Annotated in this window: 14 protein-coding genes; 10 read left to right on the top strand and 4 right to left on the bottom strand. The window is 51.6% G+C overall.

Translation table 11 applies throughout. The features are described from left to right. Positions 1–71 precede the first annotated feature (71 nt). The 3 genes from GT409_RS04455 to GT409_RS04445 all read left to right on the top strand — a co-directional run bounded on the left by GT409_RS04455 (position 72) and on the right by GT409_RS04445 (position 3,972). Complete coding sequence (locus GT409_RS04455; RefSeq protein ID WP_160627335.1) at positions 72–2,552, top strand: hypothetical protein; 2,481 nt, start codon at positions 72–74, stop codon at positions 2,550–2,552. 66 nt (positions 2,553–2,618) lie between these two features. Continuing rightward, positions 2,619–3,218, top strand: a complete 600-nt coding sequence (locus GT409_RS04450; protein ID WP_160627333.1) for a hypothetical protein — start codon at positions 2,619–2,621, stop codon at positions 3,216–3,218. 25 nt (positions 3,219–3,243) lie between these two features. Next, complete coding sequence (locus tag GT409_RS04445; RefSeq protein ID WP_160627331.1) at positions 3,244–3,972, top strand: hypothetical protein; 729 nt, start codon at positions 3,244–3,246, stop codon at positions 3,970–3,972. A 91-nt stretch (positions 3,973–4,063) separates the two neighbouring features. On the opposite strand, the gene GT409_RS04440 is transcribed toward GT409_RS04445, so the two are convergent. Further along, positions 4,064–4,435 (bottom strand): hypothetical protein, encoded by a 372-nt coding sequence (locus tag GT409_RS04440; RefSeq protein WP_160627328.1) that lies wholly within the window; start codon positions 4,433–4,435, stop codon positions 4,064–4,066. Positions 4,436–4,534: 99 nt separating this feature from the next. Continuing rightward, complete coding sequence (locus GT409_RS04435) at positions 4,535–5,590, bottom strand: IS110 family RNA-guided transposase (protein ID WP_160627327.1); 1,056 nt, start codon at positions 5,588–5,590, stop codon at positions 4,535–4,537. A 196-nt stretch (positions 5,591–5,786) separates the two neighbouring features. Here GT409_RS04435 and GT409_RS04430 point away from each other — a divergent pair, with 196 nt between their 5' ends. Further along, positions 5,787–6,248 carry a hypothetical protein gene (locus GT409_RS04430; RefSeq protein WP_160627325.1) on the top strand — a complete coding sequence of 154 codons (462 nt, stop codon included), beginning with the start codon at positions 5,787–5,789 and terminating at the stop codon, positions 6,246–6,248. Between the two features lie 21 nt (positions 6,249–6,269). Here GT409_RS04430 and GT409_RS04425 read toward each other — a convergent pair whose 3' ends face one another. After that, positions 6,270–6,815, bottom strand: a complete 546-nt coding sequence (locus tag GT409_RS04425; protein WP_160627323.1) for a transposase — start codon at positions 6,813–6,815, stop codon at positions 6,270–6,272. Between the two features lie 133 nt (positions 6,816–6,948). On the opposite strand from GT409_RS04425, the gene GT409_RS04420 reads away from it, so the two are divergent. The 3 genes from GT409_RS04420 (at position 6,949) to GT409_RS04410 (ending at position 12,268) form a co-directional block, all read left to right on the top strand. After that, entirely contained in the window at positions 6,949–8,214 is a 1,266-nt protein-coding gene (locus GT409_RS04420) for a sulfatase-like hydrolase/transferase (protein ID WP_160627322.1), read from the top strand. Positions 8,215–8,525: 311 nt separating this feature from the next. Continuing rightward, complete coding sequence (locus GT409_RS04415; RefSeq protein ID WP_160627321.1) at positions 8,526–10,760, top strand: alpha-L-rhamnosidase; 2,235 nt, start codon at positions 8,526–8,528, stop codon at positions 10,758–10,760. Positions 10,761–10,783: 23 nt separating this feature from the next. Then, positions 10,784–12,268, top strand: coding sequence for an MFS transporter (locus GT409_RS04410; protein WP_160627319.1), 1,485 nt, complete (start codon positions 10,784–10,786; stop codon positions 12,266–12,268). Positions 12,269–12,290: 22 nt separating this feature from the next. Here GT409_RS04410 and GT409_RS04405 read toward each other — a convergent pair whose 3' ends face one another. Beyond that, positions 12,291–13,349: a LacI family DNA-binding transcriptional regulator gene (locus tag GT409_RS04405; protein WP_160627317.1), complete on the bottom strand. Its 1,059-nt coding sequence runs from the start codon at positions 13,347–13,349 to the stop codon at positions 12,291–12,293. Positions 13,350–13,560: 211 nt separating this feature from the next. On the opposite strand from GT409_RS04405, the gene GT409_RS04400 reads away from it, so the two are divergent. Genes GT409_RS04400 through GT409_RS04390 form a run of 3 tightly spaced genes read left to right on the top strand, consistent with a single transcriptional unit; the run spans position 13,561 to position 18,563 of the window. Next, positions 13,561–15,279 (top strand): hypothetical protein, encoded by a 1,719-nt coding sequence (locus GT409_RS04400; protein ID WP_160627315.1) that lies wholly within the window; start codon positions 13,561–13,563, stop codon positions 15,277–15,279. A 51-nt stretch (positions 15,280–15,330) separates the two neighbouring features. Beyond that, entirely contained in the window at positions 15,331–16,974 is a 1,644-nt protein-coding gene (locus GT409_RS04395; RefSeq protein WP_160627313.1) for a sulfatase family protein, read from the top strand. Between the two features lie 41 nt (positions 16,975–17,015). Next, positions 17,016–18,563, top strand: coding sequence for a sulfatase (locus GT409_RS04390; protein ID WP_160627311.1), 1,548 nt, complete (start codon positions 17,016–17,018; stop codon positions 18,561–18,563). Positions 18,564–18,570: the final 7 nt, after the last annotated feature.

The raw sequence follows: 18,570 nt of genomic DNA, 5'->3' as shown, positions 1-18,570 counted from the left end.
TTTGAATGCATTGTTCGTTCAATGTTGGATAGGCCCCGGCCCGTCCGGGGCAGCCCACGAGACATCATCCCATGGAGTACGCCACCAGTTTAAAAACAAAAGGCCGAAGCTCTCGCTTCAACCATAAGGTCTATGCAGGAAAAAATATGACAGATAGCAGAACAGATGTAGCGTACTCCGCATTTACAAAAACGATGCCTGAGCTAAAACGCCTGTCGGAAAATGCGAACGAAGCAGCTACTCGTTTACGGGCAATAGACACCATTCTCTTTGACATACTTGACTGGGAGAAGGAGGACGTAGAGCCTGAACGCTACTGTCGTGCTGAAGGATATGCCGACTACGTATGCATCGCCGAGGGGCAACCCCTTCTTGTTATAGAAGCAAAGCGTATCGGTAAGACTTTTGCCTTAGAGACTGATACTCTCGAAAATAGGCCGTACTCATTTGGATTTATTGCATCTGAATCGAAAGAAGCTGCCGATGCATTACAACAGGCTATAGGCTATGCTGCGACCCTTGGAGCTCACTATGTAGCCATTACTAATGGACGGCAATGGTTGCTAACGTTGACCTATGTTGACGGCAAGGCTCTTCTGGACCGCCTTGTCTATATTTTTGAATCGTTTGATGCTATAAAGGAACGATTTCGTTTGTTTTGTCAGTGTTTCTCGAAATCCCATCTAACTCGCCATGAAATCCACGGAGCACTCCTTGATATCCTACTGAAACCTGCCCCTTCAAAGGCATCCGCTCGAATTCCCGGTCACCCTCAGCCTGCAGAAAGAAATATTTTTCAAAATGAGTTATCATACGTGCTTGATTATGTTTGGCAGGTTATGTCGCAAGATGAAGGATCATCGGACTTCGTTAACAATTGCTATGTGAGCCCGGAGAACCACAAGGACACTATAGCACTTGTCAAAGAGTTGATCGCAAAGAGAACAGCCGAAGACGCCATACTCACACAGCATGATATTAAAAGCATTGACAATCTTCCGCAGCAATTGGCTCACCTTCCGACAGAGAAACCATTTGTAATTTTGGGGCAAGTTGGCAGAGGAAAAACTTCCTTCTTAAAATATTTACGTCATGTGGCTGCAAGCGAGCTCCTTACTGGGTTCATTCAATTAGATGTTAATTTCATCGACCGCCCAGATGATTCGTCACAAATACCAACATATGTCTATGATGAAATTGAGAGGCAGCTTCTTGAATTATATAAAATAGATATTCGTGAGGATCGATTTGTCCGCGGGGTACTTCATTTTGAATTAAAGCGCCTCAAGAACACGCCTCGAGGCAAAGCGATCTGTGAGAATACAGAGCGCTACAAGGAATACGAATTAGATGAGATTGATAAAATTCTCGAGGATCGACATGCGTATCTCACACGCGTTTTCCATCACTTGAAAAAGGGACGCAACTGCTCTGTCGCTATTTTTGTGGATAATTTGGATCGCCGCGAGACCGAGATCCAGGAACAAGCTTTCCTGAGGGCATCAGCAATGGCGCGTGACTGGGCCAGTCTTACTTTTGTATGTTTACGCCCCGAAACCTTTCATCGCTCTCGGGAGGGAGGAGTCCTCGATGCGATTGCTCCGACTGCTTTTACGGTTGCTCACCCTGATCTAGCCCTTGTGCTTAAACGACGCTTCGCCTATGCAAAATCCATTGCAAGTGGCGAGAGGCTAACATCGGGTACTGTAGATGGATACAATCCAAATATTCGCGTGAAACTTCCAGATGTTGCGGCATTGCTTGGATCATGTGAATTTGCAGCTCGAAGACGGCATGGAATTATTCCGGTTCTTGAGGCGGTATCAAATGGGAACATCCGCCGAATGCTTGATTTTGCTCGATCAGTGCTGTGTAGCGGCCATCTAGATACAAAAAAAATTCTCGGTATAATTCAAACGGATGGGAACTACACCATACCTGATTTTGAAGGAGTAAAAGCCTTGTTATACGGGGAATATAAGCACTACTACGGAATTGAATCTCCTTTCATAAATCTTTTTGATGTTATTCATGCGCAACAAGCCGAGCATTTTCTGGCACTTTGCGTCCTTCACTTTCTCTCTCGAAACTCTGAGGACGGTCCGTCCAGAGGTTTCACTGCACGGAGTGACCTTACCTCCTATCTCAGTGGTGTCGGGTTTTCCTTGCAAGCTTGTGAACAGGTACTTCAGCGCCTTGGGGCTAAGCAACTTATAACACCCGAAATCCTCTCTGCTGATGAAGTTCGTGATCGCAGGAGATTTCGCCTAACGAGCCTTGGTGCATTCCATTTGCACTACTTATGCCGAGTGTTTCAATATCTCGACGCCATGACTCTTGATACCCCGATTATTAAACAGGAAGTGCGCGCGTGTATGGCAGACACTACATCAATCCATGAACGAGTTTCACGAACAAAGGAATTTTTGACCTATCTCGACAACGCACTCGATGACATCAACGATGATGCCTTTACTACCTTTTGGAGAGAGCGTAGCTCAGAAGCCCGGGACGAGATTTCCGAAGTAGAAACAAGAATTGGACCCGCATAACAAGCCAAGTCAGCGTACGGCTAACCGCCGCCGCTGCTTGGTAACGTTCGCTAACAAAGGATAATTATGAATAAAGGATTAGCCCTCATTTTTTTGATTCTTCTGGTTGGATGTAAAACCATGCCTTCGAAAGAGGTTCTTGGAGCACCGAAAACGACACCTGTGGTTCAGGAATTAGAAAGCGCAACCACCAATATTACCGGGAAAACATACTCATTCAATATTCCTTTAGACGTCACCGCGGAATCTTCTGGTCACATGGATCTCTATTCCTTCAAGTGGGGGCCAAATACAAACGATGTGTGCCTGTTGTTTACCGTTAATCCAGATAATATGAAGTTCATATATGACAAGATGGCCAGTGATTTCGAAGAGGGAATGCAGGACCTTCCGCCCACCTCCAGCTTTCAAAAAAACCAAACGGATGTAACTCTTGGGTTTTTTAAAGGGATTGAAACGGAATTCATCATTGATCACAGTTCCACTGGAAGAAAAATCAAAACCTATTTTTTTGACCTGAATGATGGAACTAGCGACTGGTTTGGGCAACTGCTGATATCCGACTCGTCAGATGCCATAAAGAAGGCTCATGACATTATAAAAAATGCAAACCCACTAGCGAACCAGAACACCCACTCTATTACCGCCTCCGGCGGTTCAAAGTGATGTTTGTCGTTCGCAGTAAAATATTATGAAGAAAAAACACTTATTATTCACTGTAGCACCTCTCGCGTTACTAAGTGTTCTGGCCATCTGGTTTTTTAGTAGGATGGCTTGGGTTTATGACTTAAAATCTATATTTCCTAAAGCAGAAGCGCCTGAGTTATATCTTATCCCCCAACCGTTACGCTGGTCAGAACCTAGCCCAGTTAAATCATCGCTTACGAACTCTACGTGCATGCTATCTACTCCCTGGGAGTTTCCACCCGAAATAATGAGCACCTCTACAAACATGACCGTTTACTCATTCTCAAATGGAGTACGTATCATTGTTTGGGCAGAATCATCATCACTCATGGGTGTGGATAGCCTCCAGACGGGGGGAGGAGAATTATTTAATAAAGATCCATACACTGAATCAAAATATTCGTTCTTGAAGAACTGCCTAAACTCATCGCCAGATCAGATTTCCGCATTTAAGCCAACAGAAACGACTCTTCAGAATTCATGTCTGTTACTGCTAAAATCGTCAGTCCTTTCAACAGGAAGCACCTACTTTGAGTACAACATCGATGGACGAACTGGTTTTCAACTTGGAGATCCCACCACAGATCGTTGCATAACGTTAATATGCTTTACCTCCCCAAATGAGGCGGTGGAACTTGTTATAGTAAAAACGGAAACATCTGAAATAGACATCGGGCAAAGTGATATCAATTGCATTATCGAATCTTTAAAAATCAATGCGAACCACCATTAAGCCCTTCTGAGTAAAGCACAAAAATCCCCCATCTGATCGTTTTTATGTTTTGCAACTTTCGCTATCGATCAGTCCTTCTCCCCAATCAAACTCAGGCCGTTTTCTCTTCAAGTGCGAGTCGGTGACAGGCACCGCTCAAACAACCGTGCGGGCTCAGTCGGCCGGGATTCCCGCTTTGCAGCGGGCGGCGGCTGTCCGGTGCTCGCAAGCATTCCGGACGTCCCAGAAAATCATTCGGTTTGCCGTTCCCTTCGGTCACTGCTTTCGCGAGCGAAAGCCTGTCTCCCGTTGGTCGGCTGTCCCTGCATACTTCCCATTCAAGAGCGAAGCGGTTGTCCGTCATAAAGACAGATTCCAGTTGGTGTCGGGCCTGCAGCAGGGTCGGCTCCTCATTCAAATCAGGTTTTAAAAACCGGAGATGGCGGGACCAATCAAGCGCGGAGGGATCAGGCCAGATTCCCATCACGACGGATTCGGGTTGCCCCAGTTTATTACGTCGTGTTTGCAGGAGGCCACTTGTGTCCCAGTTAGGCGTTCGGGTACCCGCCGTCTCCTCAAAAAATCATCGTCGTCCTCTCATCATCATCTCCGGTGAAAATCCGGTTTTCTGTTTCAACATAAAATACACAGCGCGGGCGATCTTGGTGGCCAGCACAGCATTGGCAATATGTTTGCCTTTCTGTCGGGCCAGCTTTTCATAATAGGCATTGAGTTTTTTATCGGCCCGTTTACCGAGAACTGCCGCCTGCATAAACGCCCATTTGAGATACGGGTTGCCCATCTTGCGGCCTTTGCCTCCAAAGTCCTTGCCGCCGCTTTCGTTGGTGCCGGCCACCAGCCGGCAGTAGCTCACGAAGTCCTTGTCCGACGGGAACCGTTTGATGTCGATTGTTTCGTACAGGATGGTCAGCGCCAGGATTTTTCCAATGCCTGGAACGGTTCTGAGCAGCCGGTAGTCTTGCGGCTGAAAATCCCGCGCATACTTTTCGATCCGCTGCTCCATCTGCATGATAATCCGGTCATAGCTTTCAATCATGTAGAGCTCTGCCTCAGCGGTAAAACTGTCGAGTGGAGCCTCAAAACTGCTGCGCACACCTTCGCGCCAGCGTTCTTTGGAGTTCGCCTGAATGTTCAGGGGGCGGTTCCCTGCCGCCATCACTTCTCGCGCTGAATGCCCTGTCAGAACTGCGCGGTTACGCACATACTTTGTGCGACGCCGAAGCAGGTTGCGAACAGGTCGCAGTTCGCGGGGACAGACATACGCAGGAGGGATCCGGTTCGTGCGCAGGCACTCGGCCAGCTCCCGAGCATCCTCCTTGTCGTTCTTATGCTTGTTGGCCGCAATCGATTTTACGTAATACGCATGAGCCAGCACGAACTTGATGCCTGCATCCTCGCAGGCGTCTGCCAGCCAGAAGCAGACGAAACAGCTCTCGCACGTTACGGTTAGATCCTTCCGGTATGGTTCGACCAGCTTTAAAAAGAAGCCGAAATCGTTATCCCTGATGTTGCGGTGCACCAGCACCTCGCCTGCACGATTCATCACGCAGATGTACATCTGACGTGTGTGCAGATCGATTCCGCAGTTGTATTCCGTCGTCGTTGTGTAATACTTCATCCAAGTCTCCTTTCTTGTTAAGTGAGACGCCTCCTGATGATCGTGCCGGGAAGCTTGAGCACCAGGGGGCACCTAATTTTAGAATAAGAAATACACAGCCCTTTCTGAAGGGCTTAGATGAGTATCAAGCGCACGCACTCTATCGCTGGCTCCGCCGGCTCAGAGTGATGCGAATCGTTAGGCATGAAAAAATAATATGAGATGGTTTGAACCAATCCCTGAGATCACGAAGAGCAAGCTTCCTAAGCATTGGTTCCTGTTTGCAATGATGCTCATCATCCCAGCGAACATTATTGGGTGGTCCTTATGGGCGAAAATGGGAGGCAAGTCAGTCACTGAAGGTTTGCAGGCCGGTCTTTATTGTAGCCTTTTCGGGCTCATAGTTTTGTTCCTAATCAGTAAGGTGAAATTTTTGGGAGCAAGAGAAGTTCTCTTCGGGGTAAAGAGCCTTCACATCACCAACACAACCCCATTGGTCAAGATCGCCTACAGAGATATTCAAGAGTTCTCATTCGGTCAATTCGAAGATTCTACCCGATCACTCAATCAACTGACGATATCAACGGAAGATGGTCGCCACACATCGATTTTGATTCCTGATAAAATTAGTAAAACGAAAATAAGTGAATTTTTAACAACCAAAATAAATCGAGCCTAACCAGCCATCTGAGGATGTCCGTCAACATAAAAACTGACTTTCAATCGGCCCGTTGAGCCTTATAGCATCGGGGTGTTCTGCAATAATCTTCCATAAATTCGACCCGCGTTTTTTAAGGACGCTGAGGTAATGCAGTTCGTCGTACGGAACCCGCTCTTTCCAGCATTTATAGAGGATGCGTATCCACTTGTATGCCAAGGCGCGAACTGCCTGATGATGTCCCATTCCCCTTTCGCGCGCCTGGATATAAAACGCACGTGCCCAGATGGAATGCTTTGTGGTTTCGCCAGCCCATTCATGAAAACTCTGACGAATAAAGTTCGAACACTTCCATCGCCGGTGTATCCATTCGCTCTTTCCACTGCGCTCGGTGACCGGCGCCATGCCGGAGTAGTTCTCCAGATCCAGAGCAGAACCAAACCGCTCCCGGTCGGTTCCCAGTGCCGCAATCAGTCGAGGTGCAAACACCCGACCCGTGGCCGGGAAGCTGGAAATAATCTGTGCATCCTCATGATCGGTAACGCCTGCGGCTTGATAAATCCGTGGTTGAAATCTCTTTCGTGTCATCCCGCCGTTGACAGGTTGCGGGCAGTTGTGTACAAACGTTGGCATTGATGGGGGCTGTGTGGTGAAGCGTTATTTGCTGGTTTGTTTGATGATGGTCGCGGGGGGGAGCGTTGCAGTCTCTAGCAAAACTTTAGTGGATGGAACGTCACGTTCCCCGAATGTCCTGCTGATTTATGTGGATGATGTCGGCTACGGCGAATTCGGCTGTCAGGGCAATCCGCAGATCCCGACGCCGAACATCGATTCCATCGCAGCAAACGGCGTCCGGTTTACGCAGGGCTATGTGACCGATTCGCTCTGCTGTCCGAGTCGGGCCGGGCTGATGCTGGGGCGGCACGGCTGCCGCGTCGGCCACGAAACCAATCCGCCGTGGGGGCCGCAATGGAAAGAGTACGGGCTGCCGCTTTCGGAAAAAATCATGGCGAATTATATGAAAGAGGCCGGCTATGCCACGGGGATGGTCGGCAAATGGCATTTGGGATACAAGCCGGAGTTCTGGCCGATGAAGCGCGGCTTCGACGAATACTACGGCAACCTCGAAAACTCCCGTTCTTACACGACCCCGGAAATTCTCGATTCGCTGGAAGAAAACCCGCAGCCGCGGCATGTAAAGCAAGACGGCTATTTCAGCACCTTTGCCTACGGCGAGCGGGCGCGCGATTTCATCAGCCGCAACAAAAACAATCCGTGGTTTCTGTATCTGGCTTTCTACAACCAGCACGCGCCGGTCGATGAGGCCCCGCCGGGATATGCGGAGGCATTTCCAGAGATTAAAGATCCGAAGCGCCGCATTTTTGCCGGCATGATGAAAGCACTCGACGAAGAGGTCGGCAAAACGCTGAAGCTTTTGCGCGAACTGAACATGGAAGAGGACACGCTGATTTTCCTGATCTCCGACAACGGCGGGCCGACGCCGAGCAACACATCGGTGAACGGACCGCTGCGCGGCATCAAAATCACCCAGTTTGAAGGCGGGCTGCGCGTTCCCTACATGATGCAGTGGAAAGGAAAAATTCCCGCCGGCCGGATTTATGAAAAGCAGGTCAGCACACTCGATGTGCTGCCGACCGCGCTGACTGCTGTCGGAGTGAAAATGGATCCGGCGTGGAAACTCGAAGGAGTGGACCTGATTCCGTACATCACCGGAAATAACGCCGGCGTTCCGCACGAGACGCTTTGCTGGCGGCGCGGGTCGTACCGCACCATTCGGCAGGGCGACTGGAAACTGCTGTTTCGCAAGGGACATCCGGTTCAGCTCTACAACCTGAAAAACGATATTGGCGAAAAGAACAATCTGGCCGAAACATTTCCCGAGCGCGTGCAAAACCTGCGGCTGCGCTGGCAGGAATGGGACAGCCAGAACGTCGATCCGCTCTGGCTGTCCGGCAAGTATGAATAACAAGGCTGAGCCTTGACCCGTTATGTTGGAGAAGCATGCGTCCCGCTTGCATTTTTCAGCCATTGGAAAATGCACCGAGACGGTGCGATGGTTGACTTTTCACCACAGAGGAACCGCCGATGGCGGCAGGGAAAAGTTTTGTCGGCCCGGACCCCGACCGGGCGTTTCCAACCATTGGAATAAGATCTCGCGCAGAGGCACCGAACCGTCTGCATTTCCGGTATTCGCATTATTTTAAACGTGCAGCTTGATCGGTTTTCTATTTTGTAATACACCAGCAACGGTTGTTGTGTTATTTATAGGGGATTTTTGTGGATATTGCATATGGGCCGGGTGAGTGGCCCGCGGATTGGATTCGGATGCAGGAGGGAACGGAGACACCGTTGCTTCGTAAATCATTTCGAGTGGATAAGCCGATTCAAAAGGCGGTGCTTTGCGGGACGGCGCTGGGCGTTTTTGAGCTGCGTCTGAATGGAAACAAGCTGGGGGATTCCCATTTGATGCCGGGGTGGACGGATTATCGCAAGCGGGTTTATTACCAGACGTTTGATGTCCGTGAACGGATTGTTTTAGGCGAAAATGTGCTCGGTGCGATTCTCGGTGACGGTTGGTTTGCCGGATATATCGGTCCTTTTGGGGATAAAGGGTATTACGGACACGATGCCCGGTTTTCCTGCGTGCTGATGCTGGAATACGAAGACGGTTCCGAGCAGACCCTTGTCAGCGGAGCAGACTGGAGAGCGATCGAAGGGCCGGTCTTGAAGTCGGATCTTCTGATGGGCGAGGTCTACGATGCCCGCCGGGACGAGGCGGGATGGGATGCGCCGGGATTTGATGACAGCGGCTGGAAGGAGCCGCGCTGCCTGGTTCCGGGCGAAGAGTTGTTGCCGGAGGCGATTGAACCGTTCCCCGGAACGCCGATCAGAACTGTGGATGAAATTCGGGCGCAGAGTGTCAGCAGCCCGGCTGCGGGGATTTCCGTGTTTGACATGGGGCAGAATATGGTCGGTGTGGCCGAGCTTAAAGTTCAGGCCCCGGCCGGAACCCGGATTACGCTCAGATTCGGTGAAATGCTGAATGAAAACGGGACGGTCTATACGGACAATCTGCGCGCTGCCCGGGCGACGGATGTGTATATTGCCAAAGGCGGCGGCGAGGAAATCTGGACGCCGCGCTTTACGTATCACGGATTCCGGTATGTGCAGGTCGAGGGGCTTCCGGACGATCTGCCGATCGATACGGTTACGGGAATGGTGTGGATGTCCGGCTTGAAAGAAACCGCTTCGTTTGAATGTTCAAACGGGAAGGTGAATCAGTTGTTCCGGAACATACAGTGGGGTTTCCGCGGAAACTATCTGGATGTTCCGACGGATTGTCCGCAGCGCGATGAGCGGCTGGGCTGGACCGGCGACACACAGATGTTTATTCGCTCCGCTTCGTATCTGGCGGACATCCGTCCGTTTTTTGATAAGTGGCTGGTTGATCTTCACGATGCGCAGGCTGCTGACGGCGGCTATCCGGACTATGCGCCGTACCTCGGGCGCAAAGGGTACGCGTCCGCGGCCTGGGCGGATGCCGGTGTGATCTGCCCGCATGTGCTCTGGCAGGCCTACGGCGACACGGACGTGATCCGCAAATGGTGGCCGCAGATGAAAAAATACATGGAGTTGATCTGCACCGGCGATAATCGGCACAACGGTCCGGATGCGGAATCCTATGGTGACTGGCTCAATATTGACGCTGAAACACCGACCCGGATGATCGGTCTGGCGTACCGTGCTTATGATGCCCGCCTGATGCAGGAGATGGCTGCTGTAATCGAAGAAGATGATGATTACATACATTTTACCTTCGAAGCCGAGAAAAGCCGGAAGTTGTTTCGTGATGCATTTTTCCAGGGTTCGCAAGTTGCCGTGAAAACACAGACCGCCTGTGCGCTGGCAATTGCCATGGAGCTGCTCGATGGTGATGATCTGGAGCAGGCGAAGAACTGTCTTTTCCAATGCCTGGAAGAATCAGCGGGCTATCTGACGACCGGGTTTGTTGGAACCGGCTATCTCTGCCCGGCACTCACCAAGGCGGGGCGCAGTGATCTTGCGGTGCAGCTTTTGCTCAACGAAGGATCCCCGTCCTGGCTTTTCGAAGTGAACAACGGTGCCACAACGATCTGGGAACGCTGGAACAGCTGGACGAAGGAGGACGGGTTCGGCGATGTGAGCATGAATTCGTTCAATCACTACGCCTTCGGCGCGGTTTGTGAATGGATGTTCGAATCATTGGCCGGATTCCGTCCGGCCGCGCCCGGTTTTGAGCGGATCGTGTTCGAGCCCTGTTTGACCGAAAAGTTCGATTATGTGAAGGCGGCGTACGACTCCATTCAGGGCCGGGTTTCCTGCCACTGGAAAAAAGTTTCCAATGGTTGGAAGCTGAAGATTGAAACGCCGGTTCCGGCCCGGGTGATTTTGCCGGATGCGGTCGAAAGCGTGGATGGCGGGCGGCATGAGTTTCTGGTTGAAAACCGGGCGGTTCGGTTGTGTGAGGTTTAAAGGTTTAATTGCAGGGGGGTGACGTGAGCGGTTTTTTTAAGCGGTTGAGAACGAGAGATCTGTGGAGTTATGCGTCCGGAGAGGGGGCGTCTTCGATTGCAATGAACGGTGTTTCGAACTTCGGAATGCTGTTTTATACGCAGATTATGGGCATGAGCCCGGAAATGGCCGGGCTCGCGCTGTCGATTGCCACGGTCTGGGATGCCGTGACCGATCCGCTGATGGGGACGATTTCCGATCGTACGGTTTCCCGTTATGGCCGGCGTCATCCGTATATGCTTGTTGGCGGGATGGTTTTGGCGGTTTCGTTTCTGCTGCTCTGGATGGTGCCGGAATCGTTTCGCGGCGAGAAAGCGCTGTTCGGATATCTGCTCGGGATCAACATTCTGATGAAAACCGCCTTTACGGTGTTTGTGGTTCCGTTTACTGCGCTCGGGTTTGAAATGTGCAAGAGGGACGAGGATCGGGCACGGCTGCAGGGCGTTCGCTTTTGTTTTAACATGATCATCAACATTCTCTTCGGCGGACTGGGGTGGGTGCTGTTTTTTGGCGACCGGGTTGCGGCAGACGGATCGCGCATTGACGGCACGAAAATTCATGAAAACTTCATCAGTATGGGCTGGATCCTGGCGGGCAGTGCGCTGCTGCTGATTGTGCTTTGCGTGTGTTTTACGTATCGGTTTGCGGAGAAGGGGCTGGTTAAAGAAGAGGACGGTACATTTTCAGGTCATGTAAAGGCGTTTGTTCACGACCTGCGGGATGTGTACAGCGACAGGCTGGTCTGGCTGGTTTTCATCTTCTTCGGACTGGCACAGTTCGCCATGATGGTGGTTTCCCAGGTTCAGATGTTCACGTATGTGGAATACATGAGGTTTTCGGATCTCGAAAAAACCTTTGTTCATACCGGCGGCATGGTCGGGTTTGCGCTCGGTTCGCTGCTGCTCGGGAGCCTGGTGCGTCGGCTGGATAAAAAGAAAACCGGCTATCTGGCGATGATCATCAGCTCTTTCGGGTGTCTGGCGCTGCTGGGAATCTTTACCGGCAAGGTGATGCAGCCGCAGGCCGTTCCGCTGTTTGCAGATGCAAAAGGGAATCCCTTCCATCTTTCCTGTGTGGTGTTCGGGCTGCTGCAGATGCTCTGGTGGGGCGGATGCGGGATTCTCGTGCCGACGGCGACTTCGATGATTGCGGACCTCTCGATGGTGAAAAAACTGAAAACCGGTGAAGTGACCGAAGGGCGCTATGCGGCCGGCTTTTCCTTCTTTACCAAGGCGGCCGCTGCCCTCGGCCTGTTTGTGACGGGGTATATCCTGAAGAGTGTCGGTTATGTTTCCGGAGCGGAAAGCCAAGCCGTTGAAACGGTCAACAAGTTGGCTCTGATGACTTTTATTGTCGGTCCGATCCTCATGTTCAGTTCATTTTTTGTGCTGCGAAAATACCCGATTACGCATCAGGTGATGGATGAACTGCGCGAAAAATACGAGGCTGATTCCGGCAGAATCAGCTGAATGGGTTTGACTGGTTAAGCGGTTATGTAGACTGACGCTCGATCAGTTTGGTTTCAATTTCGTGAAATCCAGCCTGGTAGGGCGCCTTCTTCTCGATGATGTCCAGCAGCAGGTTCAGTCCCGCTTCGGCCACCTTTTTGGCGGGAATGTCGATGGTGGTCAGTGAGGGGTTCGTCAGGGTTGAAACCGGGGCGTTGTTAAAGCCGACGACAGCGATGTCTTCAGGGATTTTTTTGCCCAGTTTGCTCAGTGCGCTGATGCTGTGGGCGGCCAGTTCGTCGTCCGGGCAGAACAGGCCGTCAATTTTATCGAGGTCCGGCAGGTTGCGGAAAAAATCTGTAACGCTTGTTTCATCACAGGTGACTGTATGAATGAGTCTGGAGACCGGACGGAGGGTGTGTGCCCGGAGGGCGTCCTTATATCCATCGAGGCGGTCGATTTGAAACTGCATGTGTTTGGAGTATTTTGAGCCGAGATAGAGGATGGATTTTCGTCCGGTTTCGATCAGGTGTGTTACTGCTTTCTGAGCGGCTTTGCGGTTGTTGATGTCGATGCATGGAACGGTTTCCTCTGCTTTCGGGGTGTACCCCATGACGACGATTGGAAACTGTTCCGAGGCGATATTGATGAATTCGAGGTGTGTTTCGGAGGGCATCAGGTAGAGCAGCCCGTCGAACAGGTCGGTCTTAAATTCAGACTCTGTCAGCGGTTTTTCGACCTGCTCATCTCTGGAGTGGACCACGAGGTCGTATTTGCTGAATCGGGGGGTGGACAGGATCGGTGCCAAAAAGCGGCTGACCATCTGGCTCTCATAGAGTGCTTCGGTCTCGCCCAGTCCGTTGAAGCCCGAAAAAGAGAGACCGATCAGATTGGTCCGCTGGCTGCCGGTGGCTTGTGCCAGCCGATTGGGGCGGTAGTTGAGTCGTTGGGCTGCTTCTTTGACTTTGTTGATCGTTTTTTCGGAAATTGGAAACTGGTCCGTTTTATTGTTCAGGATTCGGGAAACGGTTGCCTTGTTGATATTGCACAGGGTGGCAATGTCCTGAATGGTTGTTCGTTTGGTTTTCGCTGAATTTTTCATCAGAAGCTGTAAGAGGTTTAATTTTTCGGCCCGAAAAAGTAGCACCGAACCGGCATGGAGGCAATACGAGTTGTTAAATACGGATCATTTCATGGGGGCCCCGGGGGGCTGTTTTTTATGTGCCTAACTGGAAAATTATATTGCAATTTTGGGTTGGTTAGATAGATTTATTGGACAGCAACGGTTGCTGTATGCAAAAAAAGGAGTGAAAATGAAAGAGCGTGCAATGTATGTGTTGGCGATCCTGGTTGTTTTTTTCGCTGTGATTGCTAATGGCGGGGTGGTTTATCAGGAATCATTTAATGGAGCTGCCGGCGACTATTTTGTCAGTTTTCAGCCGGACATTACGACGGATGCCAAAAAGTGGGGGGGGACGGTTAATTATGTTTATACGGGGATCGGCACCACCACTTCGACCGTGAATAATACGAGATCCTCTTTTCTGGATTTTATCCCGGAATCCGGCAGGAAATATACGTTGTCCATTTCGCTGCGAATGAATCCCCAGGAGAGCGGCCAGACGATTCCGTTTGCGGTCGGATTTATTTCAACAAACAATGCTTCTTCAACGATGAATTGGTTTCAGAATGCAGATTCGCCATGGATTCGTGTGGCTTCAACAGGACTTGGGGCGATGGCGGATAAGGCAACGGTGAGCGGAGCCGGTTATCTTGCTGCGACAAACGTTAATACCTATACGATTGAGCTGGATACAACCGGAGATCAATGGGTTGCCTCCTATACTGTGAATGGATATGGCATTGGATCGACGGCAACCTACACGTATACTGTTAATCCTTCTATTGAGGGTGTCGGGTTCGGAATGAGCGGAGGCAGTGGTATCAATATGACTGCGGAGATTGCTTCGTTTGAACTTTCCGAATTTGTTCCTTCCGAGACGGTTTTTCGGGAACGGTTTGAGGGCTCTGCCGGCAGCGGTTTTATCAGTTCAGAGCCGGATGTTACAACGGGGGCAACAACATGGAGCGGTTCTGTTAATTATGTTTTTACCGAAGAGGGCAGCACCACTTCCACGGTGAATAATGCACGCTCCTGTTTTCTTGATTTTGTGCCGCAATCCGGAGAAAAATATACCTTTTCTGCGTTTCTCCGTATGAATCCCCAGGAGAGCGGACAGACCATTCCGTTCGCGATCGGTTTTATCTCGGCAGACAAAGCCTCCTCAACGATGAACTGGTTCCAGAATACGGATTCGCCGTGGATTCGAATCTTGTCGGACGGGGGGCTCGGGGCAATGGTTGGTAGTGCCCAGCAAAGCGGTACTTCATATTCCTCGGTTACCAATTTTTGTTTATACACCATTGAGCTGGATACAACCGGAGATCAATGGGTGGCATCCTACAAGGTTAATGGTTTCAACATCGGTCCGGCAGCAACATATACTTATTCCATTAACCCGGATATTGTCGGCGTCGGTTTTGGAATGAGCGGAAACAGCGGTGTCAATATGACTGCCGAAGTGGCCCTGTTTGAACTCGGTGCTCTTTCAATGTATTCGGATCCTTCTTATTCCGGATGGATTGCCGGTTATTCGGTCGGCATTGCAACCGGCATGACGGATGATGCGGATGGGGATGGACTGAGCAACCTGGCGGAGTTCGGCTTCGGCGGGGATCCGTCCGACGTCAGTAATGTCGGCTATCAGCCGTCTTTTACGATCATTTCGGACAGTGGAACCAGCCTGCTGGAATATGTCTATGCCCGGCGCACCGATGCCGAAGCGCACGGTTTGACTTATTCGCTGGAGCAGACCACAAACCTGGTCTCCGGGGTATGGAGTACGAACCTCGGAGTCGTTGTGGTCGAAACCGGGGATCTGGAGGCCGGTGTGTTTGAATCTGTCACCAACCGGATTACCCTTGGCTCGGAACCGCAGCAGTTTCTGCGGGCACGAATCGGTTCGGAATAAGGTTTCAATTGTGTTTGTCTTAAGCCGGATCAGTAAAGATAAAGGTGTATTATGAAACGGCGTGATTTTTGTCTCCTTTCAGGAGGAACTGTGGCCGGGGCCGGAATCCAGCGCGCGCTGGGTGCGCTGCCGGCGCAGACGCAGGCCTCAAAGGAGCATCCCAATATTATATTTCTGATGACCGATCAGCAGCGCTGGGATGCGCTGGGGTGCAGTGATCCGCGGGTTCATACGCCGAATCTGGACCGGCTGGCAAAAACAGGCGTGCATTTTCGGCAGGCGGTTTGCAATGTCCCGATGTGCATGCCGAGCCGCTACAGCATGCTGCTGGGCCTTTACCCGGCCCAGAGCGGCGTGCGCTGCAATGCCCAGATGATTCCCGACGATGAGTCGCTGCCGGCAGCCCCGCTGCCGGAAATTCTGCGTCAGGCGGGATATCAGACCGCCGGGTTCGGGAAAACCCATTGGTATGAGCCGCTGCCGGCTGACAGAATGAAACCGGCCGGGTTTGCCCCGACGACGCGGGGGTTTGAGGTGCGTTCCTGTGAGCACGGCGGGGTTCATCGGGAGCCCGGGTCGGTCTATTATGCTGAAGATAATCTGCCCGGTGCCCGGGCCGTCTTTGAGGAGCAAAAGGCCGAGAGGGGCAGGCATCCCGAGGCGGTTCAGTTCGGCGGCTCCGACGGGCCGTGGTCGTTTATCGGCTGGGACAGCAAGGTGGCTCCCGAACACCATATGGGGGGATGGCTGACAAACCAGTGCCTGACGTTCCTTGAGACCGGGCGCGATGCTTCGCGCCCGCTGTTTCTCTATTTGTCGCTGGATGAACCGCACGCACCGATCCGTCCGCCTCAAAAATATACCGAGCTGTATTCGATTGATGAGATCCCCGATTTTCCGATTCCGCCGTGGGGTGTCCGGGAGCGGGAACCGAACGGGCATGTCGGGCCCGATGCCGAAGTTTCCTGTCGCAAGGATTTATATGACGCCACGTATCCGGTCTGGAAAGAAATGACGCCCAAAGAGCGGCGCGAGGTAACGTTGCGCTACTGGGCCTATTGTTCGTTTGTCGATGACCTGTTCGGCAAGGTTCTGGACTCTCTCGAGAGCAAAGGAATCCTTGAAAACTCCCTGATCGTTTTCTGTTCCGATCACGGGGATATGATGGGCGAGCGGCTGTTCCGAACAAGCAAGTATAATCTTTATGACGGGGCCGTGCGCGTTCCTATGATCCTTTCCGGCAGTGTCATTCCGGAATCCCGGCGCGGTGAGGTTTCGGATGCTCCCGCTTCTCTGGTGGATGTGGTGCCGACTCTTTTGAGCAATGCGGGGCTGGAACATCCTCTGGTGTATCCCGGGATCAACTTGATGGAGCAGTCGAACGCAGGGTCTTATGCCGAATATCATGGTGCGGGCTGCGAAGGAATCGAGCGTGCGCCGGCGCTGATGTGGCGGACCGATGAATGGAAGCTGATTCTGTATGCGCCGGGGCAGTTGAAGCAGCGGGATCGCCTGCTCAACGGCCTGAAGGGCGAGCTGTATAACCTGAAAGACGATCCCGACGAATGGAATAATCTGTTCGGTCAGGATGCGGTACAGGATGTGCAGCAGCGCCTGACGCAGGAGCTGCTCTATCATGTTGCCATAACAGGTTCTCTGTTTCCGCGGGTTTCCACTTTGACTACGGTGGCGTGACTCGTTTCGGGAAAAGTTTATACGAAAGAGGTAATGAGGATATGGAGAATTTTTTCAAGATGGTTTTTTGCCTGACGATGACGCTTTGCACAACGGCGTTTTCTACGGATGAAAAACAAACGCAGCGTCTCAATGTACTCTATCTGATGGCTGATGATATGAACTCATATGTTGGGTTCATTACCGGCTCCAGTCTGAAGGCCCAAACGCCCAATCTGGATCGATTGGCTGCAATGGGAGTGATATTCGACCAGGCCCAGGTTGCCTGTCCTATTTGCAATCCGTCCCGGATTGCAGCACTGTCCGGGATTGCTCCTCATCACTCGGGGGTTTATTTTCTACATCAGTTGGGGCGCGATGCCCCGCGCTTGAAAGATCACGTGTTTCTGCCCCAGTATTTCCGCCGGCACGGATACCGGACGGAAGCTTCGGGGAAAATTTTTCATGGCTGGGAACCTCAGCATATCTGGAGTGACGATACTCCCGGGCACGATCTTTCCTGGGATCACGTTTGCCCTAAATATTCCTGGCTGAAACCGCTGGGAGCAGATTCGGGAAAATATGCAACCGGGACTGCTGCGGGCGGTATTGACGGGGTTTGGTCTGAATATGCCGCCATGGCGCTCGACAAAAAATCGGATCTGATGGCGTCCGGGCGGGCAGCTTGTGTTTCTACAGGCGATACCGTTCAGGATGAAGACATGGCTGATTACAAGCAGGCTCAGGACATCGCCAGACGTTTGGCGGACGAACATACGGAACCGTTCTTTTTGGCCTATGGATGCTTTCGCCCCCATGCTCCATGGTATGTTCCGAAGAAGTATCTGGACATGTATCCTCTGGAAAGCATCGAACTGCCGGCGGCACCATTGAATGACATGGATGATATTCCTTCCTATGCGATTAAGAATTTTGCGAATGATCCGGCACTTGTCGCTGCCTGCGATCCCGAAAAATACGTGGGGGCAAAAAACTTCTTTCGCGATATTCTTCAAAAAGATCCCGAGGCATGGAAGCGCTTCGTGCAGGCCTATCTGGCTTCGATTACTTTCAGCGACCATTGCCTCGGTCTGGTCATCGACGCCTGGCAGAACTCAGCGTATCGGGATAATACGATCGTCAGCTTTTGGAGCGATCACGGATTCCACTGGGGCGAGAAACAGCACACCCGCAAGTGGACTCTCTGGGACAATGCCACAAGGACGCCGTTCATTATTGTCGGACCCGGGATTAGGCCGGGACGGGTTTGCAAAACCCCGGTTAGTATTCTGGACTTGTATCCTACGCTGGTTGAACTCGCAGGATTGCCGAAGAAGGTTGATATTGACGGGCATTCCCTGGCGCCACTCTTGCAGGATGTACACGCAAGCTGGCCCCAGCCGGCAGTGACAACAACATCTCCGGGAAACAGTTCGGTCCGTTTCGGAAAGTATAAATACATTCGCTACGCCGACAAAAGCGAGGAGCTTTACGATATGTCGCAGGACCCTCGGGAATACACCAACCTGGCGGCCAATCCCGAATACGCTGAGCTCATTCGGAATATGAAAACACATCTGCCCAACAAATATGCCAGTGAACATTTTTAATAAAGGA

The organism is Tichowtungia aerotolerans, from assembly GCF_009905215.1.
Taxonomy (GTDB): Bacteria; Verrucomicrobiota; Kiritimatiellia; order Kiritimatiellales; family Tichowtungiaceae; genus Tichowtungia; species Tichowtungia aerotolerans.
The sequence above is the reverse complement of the archived record's forward strand: the minus strand, read 5'-3'. Positions and strand labels throughout refer to the sequence as shown.

Excerpts from the sequence above, each read along its gene's own strand:
- GT409_RS04455 (WP_160627335.1), top strand. The coding sequence starts at position 72 with ATGGAGTACGCCACCAGTTTAAAAACAAAAGGCCGAAGCTCTCGCTTC.
- GT409_RS04450 (WP_160627333.1), top strand. The coding sequence starts at position 2,619 with ATGAATAAAGGATTAGCCCTCATTTTTTTGATTCTTCTGGTTGGATGT.
- GT409_RS04445 (WP_160627331.1), top strand. The coding sequence starts at position 3,244 with ATGAAGAAAAAACACTTATTATTCACTGTAGCACCTCTCGCGTTACTA.
- GT409_RS04440 (WP_160627328.1), bottom strand. The coding sequence starts at position 4,435 with ATGGGAATCTGGCCTGATCCCTCCGCGCTTGATTGGTCCCGCCATCTC.
- GT409_RS04435 (WP_160627327.1), bottom strand. The coding sequence starts at position 5,590 with ATGAAGTATTACACAACGACGACGGAATACAACTGCGGAATCGATCTG.
- GT409_RS04430 (WP_160627325.1), top strand. The coding sequence starts at position 5,787 with ATGAGATGGTTTGAACCAATCCCTGAGATCACGAAGAGCAAGCTTCCT.
- GT409_RS04425 (WP_160627323.1), bottom strand. The coding sequence starts at position 6,815 with ATGACACGAAAGAGATTTCAACCACGGATTTATCAAGCCGCAGGCGTT.
- GT409_RS04405 (WP_160627317.1), bottom strand. The coding sequence starts at position 13,349 with ATGAAAAATTCAGCGAAAACCAAACGAACAACCATTCAGGACATTGCC.
- GT409_RS04400 (WP_160627315.1), top strand. The coding sequence starts at position 13,561 with ATGAAAGAGCGTGCAATGTATGTGTTGGCGATCCTGGTTGTTTTTTTC.
- GT409_RS04395 (WP_160627313.1), top strand. The coding sequence starts at position 15,331 with ATGAAACGGCGTGATTTTTGTCTCCTTTCAGGAGGAACTGTGGCCGGG.
- GT409_RS04390 (WP_160627311.1), top strand. The coding sequence starts at position 17,016 with ATGGAGAATTTTTTCAAGATGGTTTTTTGCCTGACGATGACGCTTTGC.